General features: G+C 63.1%; 22 protein-coding genes. 10 read left to right on the forward strand and 12 right to left on the reverse strand.

Going from position 1 to position 22,112, the window contains the following annotated elements:
• The first annotated feature begins 138 nt into the window (after positions 1–138).
• The 6 genes from CAF92_RS27460 to CAF92_RS14785 all read left to right on the forward strand — a co-directional run bounded on the left by CAF92_RS27460 (position 139) and on the right by CAF92_RS14785 (position 4,083).
• A complete protein-coding gene (locus tag CAF92_RS27460) occupies positions 139–354 on the forward strand; it encodes a hypothetical protein (protein WP_178081797.1) in 216 nt (71 codons plus the stop codon).
• Positions 355–408: 54 nt separating this feature from the next.
• Positions 409–1,347 carry a 2-hydroxyacid dehydrogenase gene (locus CAF92_RS14765; RefSeq protein ID WP_085601227.1) on the forward strand — a complete coding sequence of 313 codons (939 nt, stop codon included), beginning with the start codon at positions 409–411 and terminating at the stop codon, positions 1,345–1,347.
• 50 nt (positions 1,348–1,397) lie between these two features.
• Positions 1,398–2,186, forward strand: a complete 789-nt coding sequence (locus CAF92_RS14770) for a PhzF family phenazine biosynthesis protein (RefSeq protein WP_085601228.1) — start codon at positions 1,398–1,400, stop codon at positions 2,184–2,186.
• 174 nt (positions 2,187–2,360) lie between these two features.
• Positions 2,361–2,768 carry a GFA family protein gene (locus tag CAF92_RS14775; RefSeq protein ID WP_085601229.1) on the forward strand — a complete coding sequence of 136 codons (408 nt, stop codon included), beginning with the start codon at positions 2,361–2,363 and terminating at the stop codon, positions 2,766–2,768.
• Between the two features lie 75 nt (positions 2,769–2,843).
• Complete coding sequence (locus CAF92_RS14780; RefSeq protein ID WP_046615015.1) at positions 2,844–3,182, forward strand: FKBP-type peptidyl-prolyl cis-trans isomerase; 339 nt, start codon at positions 2,844–2,846, stop codon at positions 3,180–3,182.
• A 238-nt stretch (positions 3,183–3,420) separates the two neighbouring features.
• Entirely contained in the window at positions 3,421–4,083 is a 663-nt protein-coding gene (locus tag CAF92_RS14785; protein ID WP_025340046.1) for a hypothetical protein, read from the forward strand.
• 138 nt (positions 4,084–4,221) lie between these two features.
• Here the strand turns inward: CAF92_RS14785 and CAF92_RS14790 are convergent, their stop codons facing one another.
• From CAF92_RS14790 to CAF92_RS14800, 3 genes are all read right to left on the reverse strand, one after another.
• Positions 4,222–4,950, reverse strand: a complete 729-nt coding sequence (locus tag CAF92_RS14790; RefSeq protein ID WP_085601230.1) for an aspartate/glutamate racemase family protein — start codon at positions 4,948–4,950, stop codon at positions 4,222–4,224.
• Between the two features lie 16 nt (positions 4,951–4,966).
• Entirely contained in the window at positions 4,967–6,499 is a 1,533-nt protein-coding gene (locus CAF92_RS14795; RefSeq protein WP_046615017.1) for an NCS1 family nucleobase:cation symporter-1, read from the reverse strand.
• A gap of 559 nt (positions 6,500–7,058) precedes the next feature.
• The gene (locus tag CAF92_RS14800) at positions 7,059–7,496 is read right to left on the reverse strand and encodes an Lrp/AsnC family transcriptional regulator (protein ID WP_025340043.1); all 438 of its coding nucleotides are present in this window, start codon (positions 7,494–7,496) and stop codon (positions 7,059–7,061) included.
• A gap of 134 nt (positions 7,497–7,630) precedes the next feature.
• On the opposite strand from CAF92_RS14800, the gene CAF92_RS14810 reads away from it, so the two are divergent.
• Together CAF92_RS14810 and CAF92_RS14815 are read left to right on the forward strand one after the other, a co-directional pair.
• A complete protein-coding gene (locus tag CAF92_RS14810; protein WP_085601231.1) occupies positions 7,631–8,530 on the forward strand; it encodes a DMT family transporter in 900 nt (299 codons plus the stop codon).
• 212 nt (positions 8,531–8,742) lie between these two features.
• The gene (locus CAF92_RS14815; RefSeq protein WP_085601232.1) at positions 8,743–9,669 is read left to right on the forward strand and encodes a class I SAM-dependent methyltransferase; all 927 of its coding nucleotides are present in this window, start codon (positions 8,743–8,745) and stop codon (positions 9,667–9,669) included.
• Positions 9,670–9,793: 124 nt separating this feature from the next.
• Here CAF92_RS14815 and CAF92_RS14820 read toward each other — a convergent pair whose 3' ends face one another.
• The 8 genes from CAF92_RS14820 to gcl all read right to left on the reverse strand — a co-directional run bounded on the left by CAF92_RS14820 (position 9,794) and on the right by gcl (position 19,565).
• The gene (locus CAF92_RS14820) at positions 9,794–10,795 is read right to left on the reverse strand and encodes a sulfate ABC transporter substrate-binding protein (protein ID WP_046615020.1); all 1,002 of its coding nucleotides are present in this window, start codon (positions 10,793–10,795) and stop codon (positions 9,794–9,796) included.
• Positions 10,796–11,012: 217 nt separating this feature from the next.
• Complete coding sequence (locus CAF92_RS14825; RefSeq protein ID WP_013973544.1) at positions 11,013–11,834, reverse strand: ion transporter; 822 nt, start codon at positions 11,832–11,834, stop codon at positions 11,013–11,015.
• Positions 11,835–11,879: 45 nt separating this feature from the next.
• The gene (locus CAF92_RS14830; RefSeq protein WP_085601233.1) at positions 11,880–12,752 is read right to left on the reverse strand and encodes an urea transporter; all 873 of its coding nucleotides are present in this window, start codon (positions 12,750–12,752) and stop codon (positions 11,880–11,882) included.
• A gap of 187 nt (positions 12,753–12,939) precedes the next feature.
• A complete protein-coding gene (pyk, locus tag CAF92_RS14835; RefSeq protein WP_085601234.1) occupies positions 12,940–14,355 on the reverse strand; it encodes a pyruvate kinase in 1,416 nt (471 codons plus the stop codon).
• On the reverse strand, positions 14,352–15,626 hold the full coding sequence (locus CAF92_RS14840) for a glycerate kinase (protein ID WP_046615024.1): 1,275 nt from the start codon (positions 15,624–15,626) through the stop codon (positions 14,352–14,354). Before CAF92_RS14840 ends, pyk begins: the two co-directional genes overlap by 4 nt.
• Before the next feature lie 247 nt (positions 15,627–15,873).
• On the reverse strand, positions 15,874–16,767 hold the full coding sequence (locus tag CAF92_RS14845; protein ID WP_025340037.1) for a 2-hydroxy-3-oxopropionate reductase: 894 nt from the start codon (positions 16,765–16,767) through the stop codon (positions 15,874–15,876).
• A gap of 171 nt (positions 16,768–16,938) precedes the next feature.
• On the reverse strand, positions 16,939–17,721 hold the full coding sequence (hyi, locus tag CAF92_RS14850; RefSeq protein WP_003259508.1) for a hydroxypyruvate isomerase: 783 nt from the start codon (positions 17,719–17,721) through the stop codon (positions 16,939–16,941).
• A 68-nt stretch (positions 17,722–17,789) separates the two neighbouring features.
• The gene (gene gcl / locus CAF92_RS14855) at positions 17,790–19,565 is read right to left on the reverse strand and encodes a glyoxylate carboligase (protein ID WP_085601235.1); all 1,776 of its coding nucleotides are present in this window, start codon (positions 19,563–19,565) and stop codon (positions 17,790–17,792) included.
• A gap of 256 nt (positions 19,566–19,821) precedes the next feature.
• On the opposite strand from gcl, the gene CAF92_RS14860 reads away from it, so the two are divergent.
• A complete protein-coding gene (locus tag CAF92_RS14860) occupies positions 19,822–20,262 on the forward strand; it encodes a heme-binding protein (RefSeq protein WP_013973539.1) in 441 nt (146 codons plus the stop codon).
• Positions 20,263–20,397: 135 nt separating this feature from the next.
• Here CAF92_RS14860 and CAF92_RS14865 read toward each other — a convergent pair whose 3' ends face one another.
• Positions 20,398–21,009 (reverse strand): TetR/AcrR family transcriptional regulator, encoded by a 612-nt coding sequence (locus tag CAF92_RS14865; RefSeq protein WP_015271167.1) that lies wholly within the window; start codon positions 21,007–21,009, stop codon positions 20,398–20,400.
• A 132-nt stretch (positions 21,010–21,141) separates the two neighbouring features.
• On the opposite strand from CAF92_RS14865, the gene CAF92_RS14870 reads away from it, so the two are divergent.
• Positions 21,142–22,056, forward strand: coding sequence for a DUF808 domain-containing protein (locus tag CAF92_RS14870; RefSeq protein WP_046615027.1), 915 nt, complete (start codon positions 21,142–21,144; stop codon positions 22,054–22,056).
• Positions 22,057–22,112 lie beyond the last annotated feature (56 nt).

Genomic DNA, 22,112 nt, shown 5'->3' on the forward strand with positions numbered 1-22,112 from the left:
CAAAAAGTAACCAAAAAACGCTGCGCTCCCATCATCCGGCCCCTCCGCTGCGCTCCGGGGTTCCCTCGCGCCGGTCTTGCTCCCGGGAGTACGCGCTGCAGGCCCCATCCATGGGGCCTCAGCGCTTGACGGGCATCCATGCCCGTCACCTCCCTTCGCAAGACCTCTGCTCGGCCTCCTGAAGTCGCGAAGATCAAGATCAAGATCAAGATCAAGATCAAGATCAAGATCAAGATCAAGAGCAAGATCAAGAGCAAGAGCAAGAGCAAGAGCAAGAGCAAGAGCAAGAGCAAGAGCAAGAGCAAGAGCAGAGCTAAGCAGAACAGTGCAGTTTCACCTCTTTATTTCGGTTGACTGTACTGGCCGGTGACTCCACATAATGTCGCTTCGAACTGACCCGGAGGTGGCATGCACAAGACAGTCCTGGTGCTGGTGGAAACCGTAGACGATTACCTGCCCCTGCTGGAGCAGGCCGGTTACCGTTTGATCCGTGCTCCTTCGCCGCAACTGCGGGCCGAGGCCATCCAGCGCCATGCCCATGAAATCGATGCCGTGCTCACCCGCGGCCCGCTGGGCCTGACTGCCAGCGAAATCGACACGCTGTCCAACCTGCAGATCATCTGTGTGATCGGTGCTGGCTATGAGCAGGTGGACCTGGCCGCCGCCGCTGCGCGCGGCATCACCGTCACCAACGGCGCCGGGGCCAATGCAGAGGCGGTCGCCGACCACACCCTCGCCCTGCTGCTGGCGCTGTTGCGCGACATACCCCGCGCCGATGCCAGCACCCGCCGGGGTGAATGGAACCGGGTGATCAGCCCTTCGGTGAGCGGCAAGCGCCTGGGCATTCTCGGCCTTGGTGCGGTGGGCCTGGCAATCGCCAGGCGCGCCCATCTGGGCTTCGCCATGCCCGTCAGCTACCACAGCCGCACGCCGCGCCAGGATGTGCCGTACACCTGGTACGACAGCCCGCAGCACCTGGCCGATGCCGTCGACATCCTGGTTGTGGCAACCCCCGGCGGTGCCAATACTCGCCATCTGGTCGATGCGCAGGTGCTCGAGGCCCTGGGGGCCGAGGGCTACCTGGTGAATATCGCCCGTGCCAGCGTGGTCGACACCCAGGCCCTGGTGGCCGCGTTGCAGCATGGCCAGCTTGCCGGTGCGGCACTGGACGTGTTCGACGACGAGCCGGCTGTACCCGATGCCCTCAAGGCCCTTGGCAACACCGTGCTCACCCCCCACGTGGCCGGCCAGTCGCCGGAGGCGGCGCGCGACACGGTGACCCTGGTGCTGCGCAATCTGCAGGCGTTCTTTGCCGGCGAAGCCGTGTTGACCCCGGTACGCCAGTAACCCTTTTCATACATCTGCCTGGCAGCGATCGGGCAACAAGGAGTGTGTGCATGCAACTTGAAATCTTCCAGGTCGATGCGTTTTCCGCCGAACCATTCGGGGGCAACCCGGCGGCAGTGATCCCGCTGCAAAGCTGGCTGCCGGACGATGTGCTGCAGCGCATCGCCGAAGAGAACAACCTGTCGGAAACCGCCTACTTCGTGCGCAACGGCGAAACCTTTGACCTGCGCTGGTTCACCCCGACCGTGGAAGTCGACCTGTGCGGCCATGCCACCTTGGCCTCGGCCTATGTGCTGTTCGAACAGCTGGGCGAGCAGGCGCAGGTACTGCGTTTCAACACCCGCAGTGGCGAGCTGCGCGTCAGCCGCAACGCCGACGGGCTGCTGGCCATGGACTTTCCGGCCAAGCAGCCGGTCGCCGTGGATATGCTGCCGGGCCTGTTGCAGGCGCTGGGCCTTGGCCAGGCACAGGCGCTGTACCGCAGTGACGACTACGTGGTGGTGATCGATGACGCCTTGCTGCTCGACACCCTGCAGCCGGACTTCGTTGCGCTATCGGCCTTCGATGTGCGCGGCATCGCCGTTACCGCGGCAGGGCGTGGCTTTGATTTCGTCACCCGCTGGTTCGGCCCGCGGGTCGGCGTGAACGAAGACCCGGTTACGGGCTCGGCGCACACCTCACTGGCACCGATATGGGCCGAGCGTCTGGGAAGGAACGTGCTGAGCTGCGAGCAGGGAGGGGGGCGCAAAGGGCAGCTGCAGTGCGAAGTGCCGGGTAACGGCCGGGTGATCATCAGCGGGCGGGCGGCGTTGTACCTGCGCGGTACCGTGTACATCTGACCTTGGGCAACTGCCTTGTGCTGCCTGTACCGGCCCCATCGCCGGCAAGCCAGCTCCCACAGGTACTGCACTGGCCTGAGAGCGGCGCGGTCGTGGTGGGAGCCGGCTTGCCGGCGATGAGGCCGGTACAGGCATCTATACTTGCTGGCCCATCTTCCGCTCAAGGAGCCAGTCATGGCCCTGGAAAAACACGGCACCTGCCTGTGCGGCGCCACCCGCCTCAAGGTCACCGTCGACAACACCCAAATCAGCGCCTGCCACTGCAGCATGTGCCGCAAGTGGACCGGAGGCCCATTGCTGGTGGTGCATTGCAGCCAGCCACCAGTAATCGAAGGGCGCGCCCCCAGCGTCTTTGAATCTTCCGACTGGGCCCAGCGTGGATTCTGCGGCCAGTGCGGCACGCACCTGTACTACCGCCTGAAAGCCAATGACTTCCATGCCGTGCCGGTCGGCCTGCTCGACGGCGACCAGGAATGGGATTTCGACCTGCAGATTTTCGTCGAAGAGAAGCCCGCCTGGTATTGCTTCGCCAACCAGACCAAGGAACTGACCGGCCAGGAAGCCTTCGAGCAGCTCGGTTGACGGGCACGCGAACTTGCCAAACCGGTGCATTCCTGCGAAAAGGGCGGCTTTGTTTCCAGTGTTGGAGTATGCCCCGTGAGCCAAGAACTGCAGATCATCGACCTTGTGCAGGGAGATGGCAAAGCCGCCGTCAAAGGCGCCCTGATCACCACCCAGTACACCGGCTGGTTGGCCGACGGCAGCGAGTTCGATTCGTCCTGGTCGCGCGGCAAGCCGTTCCAGTGCGTGATCGGCACTGGTCGGGTAATCAAGGGGTGGGATCAAGGCCTGATGGGGATGCGCGTTGGCGGCAAGCGCAAACTGCTGGTACCGGCGCACCTGGGCTATGGCGAACGCAGCGTGGGGGCGATCCCGCCGAATTCGGATTTGACCTTCGAGATCGAATTGCTGGAAGTGCTGACGCGGGATGATTGAGTGGCCTCATTGCAACCTGATGTTCTTGGGCCCTGCACATTTCAGCAACACCCATCCTCTAATCTAAGCCTTGCCTAGGGAACGGCATCACCTCCAGGGAGGAACCAAACGGGTTCAGGGCACTCTCACCCACACTCGTTGCCAGGGACGGCATTCACTACAAGGATGCCCCGCGGTGCTGTTGGCGGGGCGATGTGGCGGGTCTACCCGATTCTTTCTGCCACATGGGCCCGTCTTGATGAAGTTGCCAACGTTCTTCCGCCGCCGTCGTCACTGGTTGCTGAGCCTGACGCTTACAGCCATAGCCGTACCGCTGGCGCTGGAAGCTGTCGAAAGCCGGGCGCAACCGGTGGATGGCACACAGACCCTGGTGTTCCTGCGTCACGCCGAGAAGCCGGGCGAGGGGCTGGGGCAGTTGAACTGCCAGGGCCTCAACCGTGCGCTGGACCTGGCTACCGTGTTGCCCGAGCGCTTTGGCAAGGCCGACTACGTGTTCGCTGCCAACCCCTCGCGGCATGTTGAGGAAGGCAGCAAGGACGAAAGCTACAGCTACATTCGCCCATTGATGACCATCAGCCCCAGCGCCATTCGCCTGGGCCTGCCGGTAAACATCGATTACGGCGCCAACGACACCGACGCGCTGGCCGAAGAGTTGCTGCGTGACAAGTACCGTAACGCGACCGTGTACACCGCCTGGTCGCATGGCTACCTCCCCGACCTGATCAATGCCGTGGCTGGCAAGGCCCTCGGTGAAGAGCGGGTGATCACCGAGGACTGGAGCGGCGACGACTTCGACACCCTGTACGTCCTGACCCTGACCTGGCATGACGGCAAGGCCAGCCTGCTCAGCCGCAACGTGCGTCAGGGCCTGAATGATGGTGCGCATAGCTGCCCGACCTGATCCGCTGTTGATGGTTTGCCTGTACCGGCCTCTTCGCGGGCTTGCCCGCTCCCACAGGTACAGCACAGCCCTTGAGAGCGGTGGGGGCCTGTGGGAGCGGGCAAGCCCGCGAAGAGGTCGGCACAGGCAAATAGAGGGTTAGCGCCCGAACCGCATCGGCCAACCCACCACGTTCTTCGCCCGTGGCGTGGCATAGGTGCGTACCTTGGAAGTACTCAAGCCCATGCGCACCAGCGATTCGGCTATGGTCACCGCCGCGCTCACGCCATCCACAACCGGCACGCCGGTGCGCTGGCGGATCTGCTCGTCCAAACCAGCCATGCCGCCGCAACCCAGGCAGATCACCTCGGCCTTGTCGTCACGCACGGCGCGTTCCGCCTGCTCGACAATCGCCTCCACGGCGCGCTGTGGGTCGGCTTCCAGCTCCAGCACCGCCAGCCCGCTGGCGCGTACCGATGCACAGCGGTCATACAGGCCGGAGAGCTTCAGCCGGTCCTCGATCAGCGGCACGGTGCGGTCCAGGGTGGTCACCACCGAGTAGGCATGGCCCAGGTACATCGCCGTGCTGGCGGCGGCATCGGTGATATCCACCACTGGCACGTTCAGCAGTTCCTGCAGGCCTTCGCGGCCATGTTCGCCGTAACCCGCCTGGATCACGGCGTCGTAAGGGCCTTCGTAGGCCAGCACTCGATCCATCACCGCAATGGCGGCCAGGTAACTTTCGAAGTTGCCTTCTACCGACTCGGCACCGAACCATGGGGTGAGGCCGATGATTTCGGTGCCGGGCGCGGCCACCGCACGGGCCTGTTCGGCAATGGCTTCGGTGATGGCTTCGGTGGTGTTGACGTTAGCGATGAGAATGCGCATGGGTAGTCGTCCCTGGTCAATGGCTGCTGTGGTCAACGGCGATGCATTCACCGCTGACGTCGTGGTAATGACATTTGCGTGGTGCGATCAGCAGGTACAGGGCGGCGGCGATACCGGCACCGATCAGCCAGGAGAACGGCGCGATGCCGTGGAAGTTGGGTACCAGGGCCAGGACGATGGCCAGCAGTGCAGCCGGTACGAAGGCGGCCACCGCGCGCAGGTTGATGCCCTTGGTGTAGTGGTAGGCGCCGGCCGGGTCTTCGCTGTACAGCTGCGGCACGTTGATGCAGCCTTTGCGCAGCAACCAGTAGTCGGACATGATCACCCCGTACAGCGGGCCGAGCAGGGCACCCAGGCCGGACAGGAAATACACGATCACCAGCGGGCTGTTGTACAGGTTCCAAGGCAGTATCAGCACCGCCAGGGTGGCGCTGATCAGCCCGGCGCGACGGAAGTTCAGGTGACGCGGTGCCAGGTTGCTGAGGACGAAGGCCGGGGCGACGAAGTTGGCCATGATGTTCACCGCCACGGTGACGATCAGGAAGGCCAGGCAGCCCAGTACCAGGAATGCTGTGCTGGGTATGGCGGCAACGATCTGGGTCGGGCTGTCGATGATCTGGCCGTTGATCTGGAACTGCGCGCCGCACAGCACCACGGTGATCATGGCGAACACCAGGATGTTTACCGGCAGGCCCCAGAAGTTGCCGACGCGGATGGTCTTGCGGCATGGCGAGGAGCGGGCGAAGTCACAGAAGTTCAGTACCAGGGTGCCGTAGATCGCCAGCCACAGCGCGCCGCCGGCAAAGATGTTGCGCCACATCTCGTAGCCGGTCAGCGGTTCGGCCACCGACCAGGCGATGCGGGCGTCGGCCTTGAAGTACATGAACACCGCCAGGGCGGCGACGGTCAGCAGGATCACCGGGCCGGCAAAGGCCTCGTAGCGGCGCACCATCTCCATGCCGTAGGCCAGGATCACCAGCTGTACCATCCAGATCGACACGAAGCATACCCAGCCCAGGCTCGACAGGCCCAGGATGCTGTCATGGTCGTAGGCTGCCATTTGTGGCCATACGGCGGTGAGCAGCACGCGCAGCACCACCGAAGCCAGGTAGGTCTGGATGCCGAACCAGGCGATGGCGATGACCGCGCGGATGAGCGCCGGGATCTGTGCGCCGTGGATACCGAAGGCGATGCGGCTAATGACCGGGAACGGCACGCCGGTCTTCTGCCCCATGTAGCCGGACAGGTTCATGAAGAAGTACACCAGCGCCGCGCCGATGGCCAGCGACAGCAGGATCTGCCAGCCACCCAGGCCAAGGGCGAACAAGCCCATGGCGAACGAGTAGTTGGCGATGTTGTGCACATCGTTGGTCCACAGCGCGAAGATGCTGTAGCCGCCCCAGCGGCGGCCTTCTATGCGCGTCGGGGCAAGGTCGCGGTTATGCAGGCGCGGGCTCAAGGCAAGTTCCGGCTGGCTGCCGGCTAGAGGGGACGCGGGGTGGGTGCTGGCGACGGATAGTTCAGGGGCAAGGTCGAGGCTGGTACTCATTCCGGCGGGCTCCTGATGCACGTGGACTGCGATGAGCGGGCATGCGCACGGGCTCGCCAATCTCGTCGGTGCAGCGTTGGCATCTCAGGGTTTGGGGCGCGGCGGCCGATGTTTGGGCGGCGTCGCGGGTTCTTGTGTATTTATGTTTTGCTTGATTTGTATACAAAACACGAACACACAAAAGCGAGTTCCATGCCAAGCAAGTAGCAACTTTCAGTTGGCCATCATTTTGAATCTATCATTCTGAAATATAAGTTTATGAAATGAAGGGAATATAAGTTGACCAAATGAACAGTTTTAAATTTTTCGAAGATGATTTAGTTGATCATTTGGTCAGAATAAGTTGTGGGAAGTGTGTAACGTATTGGGGCGTGATCTGGGAAAGTGCACACAAAAACGGCACTTAAGGTGACATTCCTGTGTACAAAATTTAGTCAGCTTTTTCCTGTGCTGGCCTCTTCGCGGGCGCGCCCGCTCCCACAGGGGCCGCACAGCATCCTGGACTGTGGAGATCCTGTGGGAGCGGGCGTGCCCGCGAAGAGGCCAGAACAGGAAGAAATCAATCCATCGGCGGCAACCGCCGCTTCACCGGGCTTTTCTTGATGATGGCGGTGTTGGTCTCGGCCAGCACATTGATGCGGTCGAGCAGGGTATCCAGCTGCTCCATCGAGCGCACATGCAGCCGGGCAATGAAGCAGTCCTCGCCAGTTACCTTGTCGCACTCGGTGAACTCCGCAATGGCGACAATCTGCCGTTCCACCTCCTGCAACTGCCCGGGGAGCGGGCGGATGCGCACGATGGCCTGCAACTGGTAGCCAAAGGCACGCGGGTCGACCTCTACGGTGTAACCGCGCAACACGCCGCGCTCCTCCAGGCGGCGCAGGCGTTCGCTGACGCTGGGCGCCGAAAGCCCGCTGATTTGCGCCAGGGCCTTGAGCGAGCGGCGCGAGTCTTCCATGAGCGCGTTGATCAGCAGTTGGTCGATGGCATCGGTCATGGTTACCTCGATAAGGTTGTTCGATTGATTTGCCTTGATAGTAAAGGCAAACATTCCAATCTTCCTTCGTTATCCGCTGGAAGGCCGGCCAGCAACCTTTGCATACTGTTGCCATCTTCAACAGGAGGTATGAGATGGACAGTTCATTGCGTCGTGGCTCGCTGGAAATGATTGCTGCCATGCTGATTTCCGGGACCATCGGCTGGTTCGTGCTGGTGTCCGGCCAGCCGGTGCTCGAGGTGGTGTTCTGGCGCTGCGTGTTCGGTGCCGTGACCTTGCTGGCAATCTGCGCGGGGTTCGGTTTCCTGCGGCCGGGCGTGATCAGCCGCACGGCGTTCCTGCTGGCGATTGCCAGCGGTGTTGCCATCGTTGGCAACTGGGTGCTGCTGTTCGCCTCCTATTCGCGGGCGTCGATTGCCATCGGCACGGCGGTATATAACGTGCAGCCGTTCATGCTGGTGGGGCTGGCGGCGGTGTTCCTGGGCGAGAAGATTACCCTGGCCAAGGTCACCTGGCTGAGTGTGGCGTTCCTCGGCATGCTGGCCATCGTCAGTGCCCATGGCGCGGGGCAGGGTGGCGGCGAGGACTATTTGCTGGGCATCGCGCTGGCGCTGGGGGCGGCCTTCCTGTACGCCATCGCGGCGTTGATCATCAAGCGCCTGAGTGGCACGCCACCGCACCTGATCGCGCTGATCCAGGTGGCCACGGGTGTGCTGTTGCTGGCGCCGTGGGTCAAGCTTGGCGGCTTGCCGGGTGAAATGCCGGCGCTGGCCAGCCTGCTGACCTTGGGCATGGTGCACACCGGGTTGATGTATGTGTTGCTGTACAGCGCCATCCAGCGCTTGCCCACGGCGCTGACCGGGGCTCTGTCGTTCATCTACCCGATTGCGGCGATTCTAGTGGACTGGGTGGCGTTCGGGCACCGGCTGGCACCGTTGCAGTGGCTAGGGGTGGCGTTGATCCTGCTGGCGGCGGCGGGAATGCAGCAGGGGTGGTGGTTCAGGCCCAGGACGATAGCGGTCAAGGGCCATTGAGGCCGCTCTGCGGCCTATCGTCGGCAAGCCACCTCCCACCTCGACCGCATCGGGCTCAAGCCAAGCGCAGTACCTATAGGGGCCTGGCTTGCCTACAGGTACTGCAATGGACTCGAAGCTTGCGCAGGACCTGTGGGAGCTGGCTTGCCGGCGATAGGGCGCGAAGCGCCCTCAGGGGGTAGAATGCCGCTTTTGCCAGCTTGCGACCCATGATGACTTCGCCGATCCAGACTCTGGAGCAACACCTGCTCGCCGCCCTCGACCCTGCCCCGCAGGAAACCCGCCGCCTGTTCCACGGCCGCGGTCGCTGCTGGGCGGGCCTGGAGCAGGTTACCGTCGACTGGCTGCAGGGCGTGCTGTCGGTCGCCCTGTTCCGCGAGCCAGCGGAAGGCCAGCTGGCCGAACTAAAGGCCATGCTGCGTAATCTCGCCGAGCGCCCGCAGTGGACTGGCCAGGCCATCCTTCTCCAGCATCGCTACCTGCCCGACAGCCCGGGCCAGTGGCTGCTGGGCGAACCGTGCCAGCAGCGCGAGGTGGTCGAGGATGGGCTGACCTACCTGCTGGACCTGGGCGTGCGGCAGAACAATGGCCTGTTCCTCGACATGCGCTATGGTCGGCGTTGGGTTCGCGAGCAGGCGGCGGGCAAGCGTGTGCTGAACCTGTTCGCTTACACCTGCGGTTTCTCGGTGGCGGCGATTGCCGGTGGCGCCGAGCAGGTGGTGAACCTGGACATGGCCAAGTCGGCGTTGTCCCGGGGCCGTGACAACCACCGCCTCAATGGTCACGATGCGTCGCGGGTGGCGTACCTGGGGCACGAGCTGTTCAAGTCGTGGGGCAAGGTGCGCAAGTACGGGCCGTACGACCTGATCATCATCGACCCGCCCACCTTCCAGCGTGGCAGTTTTGTACTGACCCAGGATTACGCGAAGATCCTGCGGCGCTTGCCGGAGTTGTTGAGCGAGGGCGGGACGGTGCTGGCGTGCGTGAACGACCCGGGCATCGGGCCGGAGTTCCTGATCGAGGGGATGGCGGAGCATGCGCCGTCGCTGAATTTCGTCGAACGGCTGGAGAACCCACCGGAGTTTCCTGACGTGGACCCGGCGGGGGGCTTGAAGGCCCTGGTATTCCGCCAGGTCTGATGTCGCCTGTACCGGCCCTATCGCCGGCAAGCCAGCTCCCACAGGGACTCCACAGTACTCAAGACCTGTGCAGTACCTGTGGGAGCTGGCTTGCCGGCGACAGGGCCGGACCTGCCTGCATCAATTACTGATTGTTGGTGTAGATCTGGTCGAACACCCCACCATCATTGAAGTGGGTCTTCTGCACGGTGCGCCAGTCACCGAAGGTCTTCTCCACCGACAGGAAGTCCACTTTCGGGAAGCGGTCGGTGTACTTGGCCAGTACCGTCGCATCACGCGGGCGCAGGTAGTTCTGTGCGGCAATTTCCTGAGCGGCAGGCGACCACAGGTACTTCAGGTATTCCTCGGCCGCAGCCTGGGTGCCTTTCTTCGCCACTACCTTGTCGACCACGCTGACCGGCGGCTCGGCTTCGGCCGACACGCTCGGGTAGACCACTTCGAACTGGTCGCGGCCGAACTCGCGGGCGATCATTTCGGCTTCGTTCTCGAAAGTTACCAGCACGTCGCCGATCTGGTTGGTCATGAAGGTGGTGGTGGCGGCACGGCCACCGGTGTCCAATACCGGCGCCTGCTTGAACAGCTTGCCGACAAAGTCCTTGGCCTTGTTTTCATCACCGCCTTGCTTGAGCACATAGCCCCAGGCCGACAGGTAGGTGTAGCGGCCGTTACCCGAGGTCTTGGGGTTGGGCACGATCACCTGCACGCCATCCTTGAGCAGGTCGGGCCAGTCTTTCAGCGCCTTGGGGTTACCCTTGCGCACGATGAACACAGTGGCCGAGGTGAACGGCGCGCTGTTGTTCGGCAGGCGGCTGACCCAGTTGTCCGGCACCAGCTTGCCATTGTCGGCCAGGGCGTTGATGTCGGTGGCCATGTTCATGGTGATGACATCGGCCGGCAGGCCATCGATCACCGCTCGCGCCTGCTTGCTCGAGCCGCCGAAGGACATCTGCACGTTGACCTTTTCGTTGTGCTCGGCTTCCCAGTGCTTCTGGAAGGCCGGGTTGTAGTCCTTGTAGAAGTCGCGCATCACGTCGTAGGAAACGTTGAGCAGGGTGGGGGCGGCCTGGGCGAAATTGCCCAAGGCAAGGCCTGCGGCGAGCAGCGAGGCGGTGAAGAGTTTTTTCACGTTGCTTCCTTGTTATCGAGAAGGTGTTGGCAGTTTGCCTGCGACTATAGCGGGTGGGTTTGTAACGGCTAAAGAACTAAAACGACTTTGGTTATGCTGCTGACTGTACTGGCCCTATCGCCGGCAAGCCAGCTCCCACAGGTACTGCACAGGTCTTGGGCATTGTGCAGTACCTGTGGGAGCTGGCTTGCCGGCGATAGGGCCGGAACAGGCGACATCATTGCTTGGGAAACAGCACATTCCCGCAACGCGAACAGAACGCCGCGCCATGCTCATGGCTCTTCTTGCTGCAGGTCGGGCAGTCGTGCTGCAACTGTTCCCCGCGCATGGCATTGGCCAGCTCGGCGGTAAAGATCCCGGTCGGTACGGCGATGATCGAATAACCGGTAATCATCACCAGCGAGGACAGCACCTGCCCAAGCGGGGTTTTCGGCACGATATCGCCAAAGCCTACCGTGGTAAGGGTAACGATGGCCCAGTAGATGCCCTTGGGAATGCTGGTAAAGCCATGCTCAGGCCCTTCGATCACATACATCAAGGTGCCGAACACCGTCACCAGGGTCGATACCGTCACCAGGAACACGATGATCTTCTGCTTGCTGCCGCGCAGCGCCTCCATCAGGTAATGGGCTTGCTTCAGATAGGGGCTGAGCTTGAGCACGCGGAAAATCCGCAGCATCCGGATCACCCGGATGATCAGCAGGTACTGGGCGTCGCTGTAGTACAGCGCGATGATCCCCGGCACGATCGCCAGCAGATCGACCAGGCCATAGAAGCTGAAGGCATAGCGCAAAGGCTTGGGCGAGCAGTACAGGCGGGTGAGGTACTCGGCCAGGAAGATCGCGGTAAAGCCCCACTCGATGCCGGCCAGCAGGCCGGCGTAGCCCTGGTGTACTTCGTCGATGCTGTCGAGGATGACGGTAACCAGGCTGGCCAGGATGATCAGCAGGAGGATCTTGTCGAAGCGTCTTCCAGCCACGGTATCGGTCTGGAAGACGATGATGTAGAGCTGCTCGCGCAGGCTCGCAGGATTGTTCATTGGCTCGTTCCACAAAAGCGATGGGCTGAGCCTAGGGGCTGCATTTCAGCTGTGCAAGCGGCTGGCGTCACGCTGCCGAGGCTGGGCCAGGTGGTTGCCCAGGTGCATCAGCCAGCAGGCGGCGACGAAGGGCGCGGTCAGGCCGGGCACCGGTAGCAGCTTGAACAGTGGTTGCAGCAGCAGGGCCAGGGCAATGGCCAGCAGTGTCACCCACGGCTTTTCACCCTGCCTGCTGAACGCCAGTGCCGCCAGCGCAGCGTTGAAACCATACAGGCCCAGCCAGGCGGCTTGCGCCTGGTCGGTGAGCAGTGCCGCGCCGCCGCCGATGGCCGAACCGATCACTGCCCACATTGCGGCATAAGGGTTGGCGATGAACATGCCGATGATGATCAGCAGACCGGCCAGGGGCTGGTCGAGCAGGAAGATCTGGCCCACGCCACGCGCCAACGCGTAAAGCGGGTCGGCCTCGACGAAGCCGCTGGGCGAGGGGGTGGCTATCAGCAATACTGCCCAGCCAAGCAGCACGAAGGGGGCGGTGTAGGCGATCAACAGCTTGCCACCGCGCTTGCGCCATTGGCGGGTGATGATGCTGGACAGGCCGCCAGCGGCGATGATCAATGGCGGCAGGATGGCCGACCAGGGCAGTACGACGCTGATCAGGATGCCGATCAGGACGCCGTTGTAGCTGTACAGCCCGGCTTGGCGGTCGGCACGGTCGTAGCCGCGTGCCTGGGCGGTGAGCAGGCCGGCCAGGGCGCCGAGCAGGGCACCACCGACCAGGCCGGGGGCGGTCAGCAGGATGGCCAGCAGGCAGCACAGGCCGCACAGGGGGGCACGCAGCAGCAGCACCTGGCTGAAGCCGTTGAGTAACGCCGTGGCCCAGTCGGGGCACGGGTTGACGAAATTTTTGGTGTACATCGGGGCAGTCAGTGAGGTTGATGGGGCGCGGTGGGCCTCTTTGGGCCTCGGGTTTTCCGCAGCTCTGGTGTTTCTGTGTACAAGGAGGGCTTTGCCCTCCAATCGCCGGCAAGCCAGCTCCCACAGGGATTGCAAAGGCCTTTGAAGTGGTGCGATCCCTGTGGGAGCCGGCTTGCCGGCGATGCGGTCAGATCAAGGTCTCGATCCGCAGCGTGTTAGTCGACCCTGGCTTGCCGAAAGGCACACCGGCAGTGATCAGCAACGTGTCGCCACGGCTGGCCATGCCTTGTGCCTGGGCAATCTCCAGCGCAGTGGAAACCACCTCGTCCACCTGGCGCAGGCGGTCGTTTACCACCGAGTGCACGCCCCACGCCACGCTCAGGCGGCGCGCAGTGGTCAGGTTCGGGGTCAGGTTGAGGATCGGAGCCCGTGGCCGCTCGCGTGCCGCGCGCAGGGTCGAGGCGCCCGACTCGCTGTAGTTGACCAGCACCGCCACCGGCAGAATGCCGCTGATACGGCGGATGGCGCAGCTGATGGCGTCCGACACGGTGGCCTCGGCCTTCGGCCGGCCAACGTCGAGCTGGGCCTGGTAATCCGGGCCGTTCTCCACCTGGCGGATGATCTTGCTCATCATCTGCACGGCTTCCAGCGGGTACTCACCCGAGGCAGTCTCGGCCGACAGCATCACCGCATCGGCACCTTCGGCCACGGCGTTGGCCACGTCGGTGACTTCGGCGCGGGTCGGCGCTGGCGAGAAACGCATGGATTCGAGCATCTGCGTAGCCACCACCACCGGCTTGCCCAGTTGGCGGCAGGTGCCGATGATGCGTTTCTGAATCTGCGGCACGCTTTCGGCCGGTACTTCCACGCCCAGGTCGCCGCGGGCCACCATGATCGCATCCGCAAGCTGCGCGATGGCTTGCAGCTGTTCGACTGCCGATGGTTTTTCGATCTTCGCCATCAGGTAGGCACGGTCACCGATCAGCTGGCGTGCTTCGGTGATGTCTTCGGGGCGCTGCACGAACGAAAGGGCAACCCAGTCCACGCCCAGTTCAAGGCCGAAGGCCAGGTCGCGGCGGTCTTTCTCGGTGAGCGGGGAGAGGTCGAGCACCGCTTGCGGCACGTTGACACCCTTGCGATCGGACAGCTCGCCACCGGCCAGTACTTCGGTGTCGATGGCGTCGCTGTGCTTGGCGGTGACGCGCAGGCGCAGCTTGCCGTCGTCCAGCAGCAGGTCCATGCCCGGCTCGAGGGCGGCGATGATCTCGGGGTGCGGCAGGTTGACCCGGCGGCTGTCGCCCGGGGTGTTGTCCAGGTCCAGGCGCAGGGCCTGGCCGCGTTGCAGCTGCACCTTGCCTTCGGCAAAGCGGCCGACGCGCAGCTTCGGCCCCTGCAGGTCCATGAGGATACCCAGCGGGTAGTTCAGTTGCTGCTCGACTTCGCGGATCCACTGGTAGCGCAGGGCGTGATCGGCGTGCTCGCCGTGGCTGAAGTTGAGGCGGAAGATGTTCACCCCGGCTTCTACCAGTTGGCGGATGTCGTCGATGCCTTTGATCGCAGGGCCGAGGGTGGCGAGGATCTTTACTTTTTTATCAGGCGTCATGATTGGGCAGTCTCGAGGATCAGGATGGCGCGGAAGTCGTTGACGTTGGTGCGGGTCGGCTCGGTGACGATCAGCGCATCCAGGGCGGCGAAATAGCCGTAGCCGTTGTTGTTGTCCAGCTCGTCGCTGGCCGACAGGCCCAAGGCTTCGGCGCGGGCGTAGCTGGCCGGGGTCATGAAGGCGCCGGCGTTTTCTTCCGAGCCATCGATACCGTCGGTGTCACCGGCCAGGGCGTACACGCCCGGCAGGCCTTTCAGGCTTTCGGTGAGGCTGAGCAGAAACTCGGCGTTGCGCCCGCCGCGGCCATTGCCGCGCACGGTCACTGTGGTTTCGCCGCCGGACAGGATCACGCAGGGTGCCTTCAGCGGCTGGCCGTGCAGGACGATCTGCCGGGCGATACCGGCGTGCACCTTGGCCACTTCGCGTGATTCGCCTTCCAGGTCGCCGAGGATCAGCGGGCTGAACCCGGCCTGGCGGGCTTTGACCGCGGCGGCTTCGAGCGACTGCTGGGGCTTGGCGATCAGCTGGAAATGGCTGCGGGCCAGGGCCGGGTCATCGGCCTTGACGGTTTCCGAGGCTGGGTTGTTGAGCCAGTCGATGACGGCCTTGGGCGCTTCGATGTCGTAGCGCTTGAGGATGGCCAGGGCATCGGCCGAGGTGCTTGGGTCGGCCACGGTAGGGCCGGAGGCGATCACCGTGGCGAGGTCGCCCGGTACATCGGAAATGGCATAGGTGTACACCGTGGCCGGCCAGCAGGCCTTGGCCAGGCGGCCGCCCTTGATCGCCGAGAGGTGCTTGCGCACGCAGTTCATCTCGCCGATGGTGGCGCCGGATTTTAGCAGCGCCTTGTTGATCTGTTGCTTGTCGGCCAGGGTCAGGCCTTCGGCAGGCAGGGCCAGCAGCGCCGAGCCACCGCCGGACAACAGGAAGATGACGCGGTCGTCTTCAGTGAGGTTGCTGACCAGTTCCAGCACGCGCTTGGCCACGGCCAGGCCGGCGGCATCGGGGACCGGGTGGGCGGCTTCGACCACCTCGATCTTCTGGCAGTTGGCGCCGTGACCGTACCGTGTGACAACAAGCCCGGAGACTTCGCCCTGCCAGCTTTTCTCGACCACTTCGGCCATGGCGGCTGCGGCCTTGCCGGCACCGATGACGATGACCCGGCCGCTGCGGTCGGCGGGCAGGTAGGGTTCGAGGACTTGACGGGGGTGGGCGGCGGCGATGGCTGTGTCGAACAGCTCGCGGAGAAGTTTTTGCGGATCGACCGACATGGCAGGCTCCCAATTATTGTTGTTCTGCAAAATCAAAAACGCCCCTGGAACTGCCTCCGTGCAGGCTGAACCAGGGGCGGGTGTTGCTCGGTGCCACCTTTGAACCTGTGGTCGCAGGTTCAGCGGTGTTGAATTCATCGCCGGCAAGCCAGCTCCCACAGGTACACCACAGGATTGAGGGATTGTGCGGTCCCTGTGGGAGCTGGCTTGCCGGCGATTGGGCTGCGCAGCAGCCCCCGAATTCGAATTACTTGTCGTCGCGGATCGAGAAGTTGGCCATGTGCTCCAGGCCTTTGATCAGCGCCGAGTGGTCCCAGTTGCCGCCGCCCAGGGCCTGGCAGGTGTTGAACACTTGCTGGGCATTGGAGGTGTTGGGCAGGTTGATGCCCAGTTCCTTGGCACCCTGCAGGGCCAGGTTCAGGTCCTTCTGGTGCAGGTTGATGCGGAAGCCTGGGTCGAAGGTGCCCTTGATCATGCGCTCGGCGTGTACTTCGAGGATCTTCGACGAGGCGAAGCCGCCCATCAGTGCTTCACGTACCTTGGCCGGGTCGGCGCCGTTCTTTGCGGCGAACAGCAGGGCTTCGGCAACGGCCTGGATGTTCAGGGCAACGATGATCTGGTTGGCCACCTTGGCGGTCTGGCCGTCGCCATTGCCACCGACGCGGGTGATGTTCTTGCCCATGGCTTCGAACAGCGGCAGGGTGCGTTCGAAGGCTTTCGGGCAGCCGCCGACCATGATGCTCAGGGTCGCGGCCTTGGCACCGACTTCGCCGCCGGACACCGGGGCGTCCAGGTAGGCAGCGCCAGTGGCCTTGATCTTCTCGGCGAAGGCTTTGGTAGCGGTAGGGGAGATCGAGCTCATGTCGATCACGACCTTGTTCGGGCCCACGCCTTCGGCCACGCCGTTGTCACCGAACAGGACGCTTTCGACCTGCGGGGTGTCGGGGACCATGACAATGATGAACTCGGCTTCCTGGGCAACTTCCTTCGGGTTGGCCAGGGCCACGGCACCGGCGGCGATCAGGTCGGCCGGGGCAGCGTCGTGGTGAGTGGAAACGAAGATGCTGTGACCTGCTTTCTGCAGGTTCTGAGCCATGGGCTTGCCCATGATGCCGGTGCCGATGAAACCGATTTTAGCCATGACAATGTGCCTCTTTATATTTGTGATGTCTCAAGCAGACCGCAATCCCTGTGGGAGCGGGCATGCCCGCGAAACAGGCGACTCGGTGGATGGCACCGGCTATGCCGGTGTTCGCGGGCGTGCCCGCTCCCACAGGGTTTCGTGTTTCACAGGGGGCTAGCGTTCAGCCGTTCAGATTGCGTTATGGGTCTTCAGCCAGCCCAGGCCCGCTTCGGTGGTGGTCAGCGGCTTGTACTCCGCGCCCACCCAGCCCTGGTAGCCGATGCGGTCCAGGTGCTCGAACAGGAAGCGGTAGTTGATCTCGCCGGTGCCTGGCTCGTTGCGGCCGGGGTTGTCGGCCAGCTGGATGTGGTTGATCAGTTTCAGGTTGGCTTCCATGGTACGAGCCAGGTCACCTTCCATGATCTGCATGTGGTAGATGTCGTACTGCAGGAACAGGTTGTCGCTGCCAACCTCGGCCTGGATTTCCAGGGCCTGTTTGGTGGTGTTCAGGTAGAAGCCGGGGATGTCGCGGGTGTTGATCATTTCCATGACCAGACGGATCCCGGCGGCTTTCAGCTTGTCCGCGGCGTAGCGCAGGTTTTCCACGAAGGTCTTGCGCACGGTGGCGCAGTCCGGGCCTTGTGGGCGAATGCCGGCCAAGGCGTTGACCTGGGTGTTACCCAGCACCTTGGCGTATTCGATGGCCTTGTCGACACCGGCGCGGAATTCCTCGACACGGTCAGGGTGGCAGGTGATACCGCGCTCACCCTTGGCCCAATCGCCCGCCGGCAGGTTGAACAGCACCTGGGTCAGGCCGTTGGCGTCCAGCTGCTGCTTGATCTCGGCAGCGCTGAAGTCGTAAGGGAAGAGGTATTCGACGCCGCTGAAACCAGCATCGGCAGCAGCCTTGAAGCGGGCCAGGAAGTCCTGTTCGGTGAACAGCATGGACAGGTTGGCAGCGAAGCGAGGCATGTTGTGTCTCCTTGCGATGAAGGCCCCCGGCGCCCTCAGGTAGGGGCCGGCACGGGGGCGTCAGGCGATCAGTCCAGCAGCGAGATGGCGGTTGGCGCGTCGTTGCCGACCAGGGCCAGGTCTTCGAACTCGTTGACCGCGTTGATCTCGGTGCCCATGGAAATGTTGGTCACACGTTCGAGAATCACTTCGACCACCACCGGTACGCGGAACTCTTCGGCCATCTTCTGTGCCTTGAGCAGGGCAGGGGCGATCTCGGCCGGCTCGAACACACGAATGGCCTTGCAGCCCAGGCCTTCGACCACGGCGACATGGTCGACACCGTACGTGGCGGCGTCGGTCGAGTTGATGTTCTCGAACGCCAGTTGAACACAGTAATCCATGTCGAAGCCACGTTGCGCCTGACGGATCAGGCCCAGGTAGGCGTTGTTCACCAGTACGTGCACGTATGGCAGGTTGAACTGTGCGCCCACCGCCAGCTCTTCGATCATGAACTGGAAGTCGTAGTCACCTGACAGCGCGACCACCTTGCGCTTCGGATCGGCCTTGACCACACCGAGGGCGGCAGGGATGGTCCAGCCCAGCGGGCCGGCCTGGCCGCAGTTGATCCAGTGGCGTGGCTTGTACACGTGCAGGAACTGCGCGCCGGCGATCTGCGACAGACCGATGGTGCTGACGTAGCAGGTGTCCTTGCCGAATACCTGGTTCATTTCTTCGTAGACGCGCTGCGGCTTGACCGGCACGTTGTCGAAGTGGGTCTTGCGCTGCAGGGTGGCCTTGCGCTCCTGGCAGTCTTGCAGCCAGGCCTTGCGGCATTTCAGCTTGCCGGCGGCTTTCCACTCGCGGGCCACTTCGAGGAACACGTCCAGTGCCTTGCCGGCGTCGGAAACGATACCCAGGTCCGGGGTGAACACGCGGCCGATCTGGGTCGGCTCGATGTCCACGTGCACGAACTTGCGGCCTTCGGTGTAGACGTCGACGGAGCCGGTGTGGCGGTTGGCCCAGCGGTTACCGATACCGAACACCAGGTCGGATTTCAGCAGGGTGGCGTTGCCATAGCGGTGCGAAGTCTGCAGGCCGACCATGCCGACCATCTGTGCGTGGTCATCCGGGATGGTGCCCCAGCCCATCAGGGTCGGGATTACCGGTACACCGGTCAGTTCGGCGAACTCGACCAGTTTGTCGCTGGCGTCGGCGTTGATGATGCCGCCACCGGCTACCAGCAGCGGGCGCTCGGCGTCATTGAGCAGGGCCAGGGCTTTTTCGGCCTGTACGCGGGTGGCGGATGGCTTGTGTACTGGCAGCGGTTCGTAGGCGTCGATGTCGAATTCGATTTCCGCCATCTGCACGTCGAACGGCAGGTCGATCAGTACCGGGCCTGGGCGGCCGGTGCGCATTTCATAGAAGGCCTTCTGGAAGGCGTAAGGCACCTGGCCTGGTTCCAGGACGGTGGTGGCCCACTTGGTGACCGGCTTGACGATGTTGGTGATGTCGACAGCCTGGAAGTCTTCCTTGTGCAGGCGGGCACGTGGTGCCTGGCCGGTGATGCAGAGAATCGGGATGGAGTCGGCGGAGGCACTGTACAGGCCGGTGACCATGTCGGTGCCGGCTGGGCCGGAGGTGCCGATGCACACGCCGATGTTGCCCGGGTTGGCGCGGGTGTAACCCTCGGCCATGTGCGAGGCGCCTTCGACGTGACGAGCGAGGACGTGATCGATGCCACCGACTTTCTTCAGGGCCGAGTACAACGGGTTGATGGCAGCCCCCGGGATGCCGAACGCGGTATCTACACCTTCACGGCGCATGACCAGAACGGCTGCATCGATTGCTCTCATTTTGCTCATGGTTTGTGCCTCATCGATTTTGTAATTGTATACAACTTGCTTTGTGCCAGAGTGTATTCACGGCTGGCCGCTCAGGTCAACGGGTTTTCGTCGGACAAGGTCGCTTTCGTTCAAGCGCCCGTGAAAACGGGTGTTTGCAATCTCGCATACGATCGTTTCAATTTATTGTATACAAAAATAGATTCAGTTGTGTTCTATTGGCTTACCGGTTTTTCACCTGCCCTCAGGGCTTCTACAACAAGAAGAGGACCTTTCCATGAACGCTTTGAACCTGAAAGTCGCGGTCAGCCTGGTGAATGCCGCGCTGGCGGCGGGCCGCAAGATCAACGCCGCGCCACTGACCGTGGCAGTGCTGGATGCCGGCGGCCACTTGCTGGCGCTGCAGCGCGAGGATGGCGCCAGCCTGATCCGGCCGGAGGTGGCCACTGGCAAGGCCTGGGGTGCGATTGCCCTGGGCAAGGGCTCGCGCCTGTTGGCGCTGGACGCGCAGCAACGGCCGGCGTTTTTTGCTGCGCTGAACGGGTTGGGCGAGCGGCCGGTTGTGCCAGCGCCGGGTGGTGTGCTGGTGCGTGATCAGGACGGCAAGGTGCTGGGTGCGGTAGGGATCAGCGGGGATACGTCGGATATCGACGAGCAGTGCGCGATCAGTGCGATCGAGGAGGTGGGGTTGAAGGCGGATGCGGGTGTAGCAGCCTGATTCTCTATTGCCTGTTCCGGCCCTATCGCCGGCAAGCCAGCTCCCACAGAGCCGCCACAGACCTTGAAAACTGTGGTGTACCTGTGGGAGCTGGCTTGCCGGCGATAGGGCTGCAAGGCAGCCCCACTGGCCCTGTCAGGCTAGCTCAGGCTCACACCCCTTGAGCACCATGCGGATGATGGTCTCCGCCGCGGCGTCATAATCGCTGTCGGCCAGCTTGGCCTTGCCGGTCACCGCAGAGATCTGCCAGTCGAAATCGGCGTAGGTCTGGGTCGCAGCCCAGATGCTGAACATCAGGTGATGCGCATCCACATGGGCGATCTGCCCGCGGTCGATCCAGCGCTGGATGCACTCGATGTTATGCCGCGCCTGCTCGTTCAGCTGCGCTACCTGGTTCGGCGACAGGTGCGGGGCGCCGTGCATGATCTCGCTGGCGAACACCTTGGACGCATGCGGCAGGTCGCGGGAAATGCGGATCTTCGAACGGATGTACGCGCTCAGCACTTCCTTGGGGTCACCGTCGGCATTGAACGGGGTCGACGCCTGCATGATCGGCGCGATGATGCTTTCCAGGACCTCGCGGTAGAGGTTGTCCTTGGATTTGAAGTAGTAATACACGTTCGGCTTGGGCAGGCCGGCCTTGGCCGCGATATCGCTGGTCTTGGTGGCGGCGAAGCCCTTGTCGGCGAATTCCTCGCTGGCCGCGCGCAGGATCAGTTCCTTGTTGCGCTCGCGAATGGTGCTCATGGTCAGGGATCTTCCTCGTGTCTGGCCACCTCTAAGAGGGATCGGGCATGGTAGCACCGGGCTCGACGGGCGCTCAAGGCAGCGGCTTTGGGCTAGAATCCTCGACACTTATTCTTCTGGATGCAGGCAAACATGGCAGGAAGCAGTCTACTGGTACTGATCGACGACATCGCCACGGTACTCGATGACGTCTCGGTGATGACCAAGGTGGCGGCGAAAAAGACCGCAGGCGTGCTGGGCGATGACCTGGCGCTCAATGCCCAGCAGGTCACCGGGGTGCGTGCCGAGCGCGAGCTGCCTGTGGTGTGGGCGGTGGCCAAAGGGTCGCTGGTGAACAAGGCCATCCTGGTGCCGGCGGCGCTGCTGATCAGTGCGTTCATCCCGTGGGCGGTGACGCCATTGTTGATGCTGGGCGGTGCATACCTGTGCTTCGAAGGCTTCGAGAAACTGGCGCACAAGTTCCTGCACAGCAAGGCCGAGGATGACGCCGAGCATGAAGCGCGCAAGGTGGCGGTGGCCGATGCCAACGTCGACCTGGTGGCGTTCGAGAAAGCCAAGATCAAGGGGGCGGTACGTACCGACTTCATCCTTTCGGCGGAAATCATCGCCATCACTCTGGGCATTGTTGCCGACTCGCCGTTGACCCAGCAGATCGTCGTGCTGTCGGGCATCGCGGTGGTCATGACCATCGGCGTGTACGGGCTGGTGGGTGGTATCGTCAAGCTCGATGACCTGGGGCTGTGGATGACCCAGAAGGCTTCACGCCTGGCCAGGGCGGTGGGGAGCGGTATTCTGCGGGCCGCGCCGTACATGATGAAGAGCCTGTCGGTGATCGGCACGGCGGCCATGTTCCTGGTCGGTGGCGGGATCCTGGTGCATGGCATCGAGCCTCTGCATCATGCCATCGAGGCATTCAGTGAAGGACGTGGTGGGGCGTTTACCGTGGCGCTGCTGAACGGCGGTGTCGGGGTTGTGGCCGGTGCCGTGGTGCTGGCCGTGGTGGGCATTGCGGGGAAACTGTGGCGGGCGGTTCGGCCGGCCAGTTGATGCTGCCTGGCCGCGGCTTCGCCCCGGTTCGCGGATGAACCCGCTCCCACATGTAT

It is taken from the genome of Pseudomonas sp. B10(2017) (genome assembly GCF_002113295.1).
GTDB classification, from domain to species: domain Bacteria; phylum Pseudomonadota; class Gammaproteobacteria; order Pseudomonadales; family Pseudomonadaceae; genus Aquipseudomonas; species Aquipseudomonas pudica.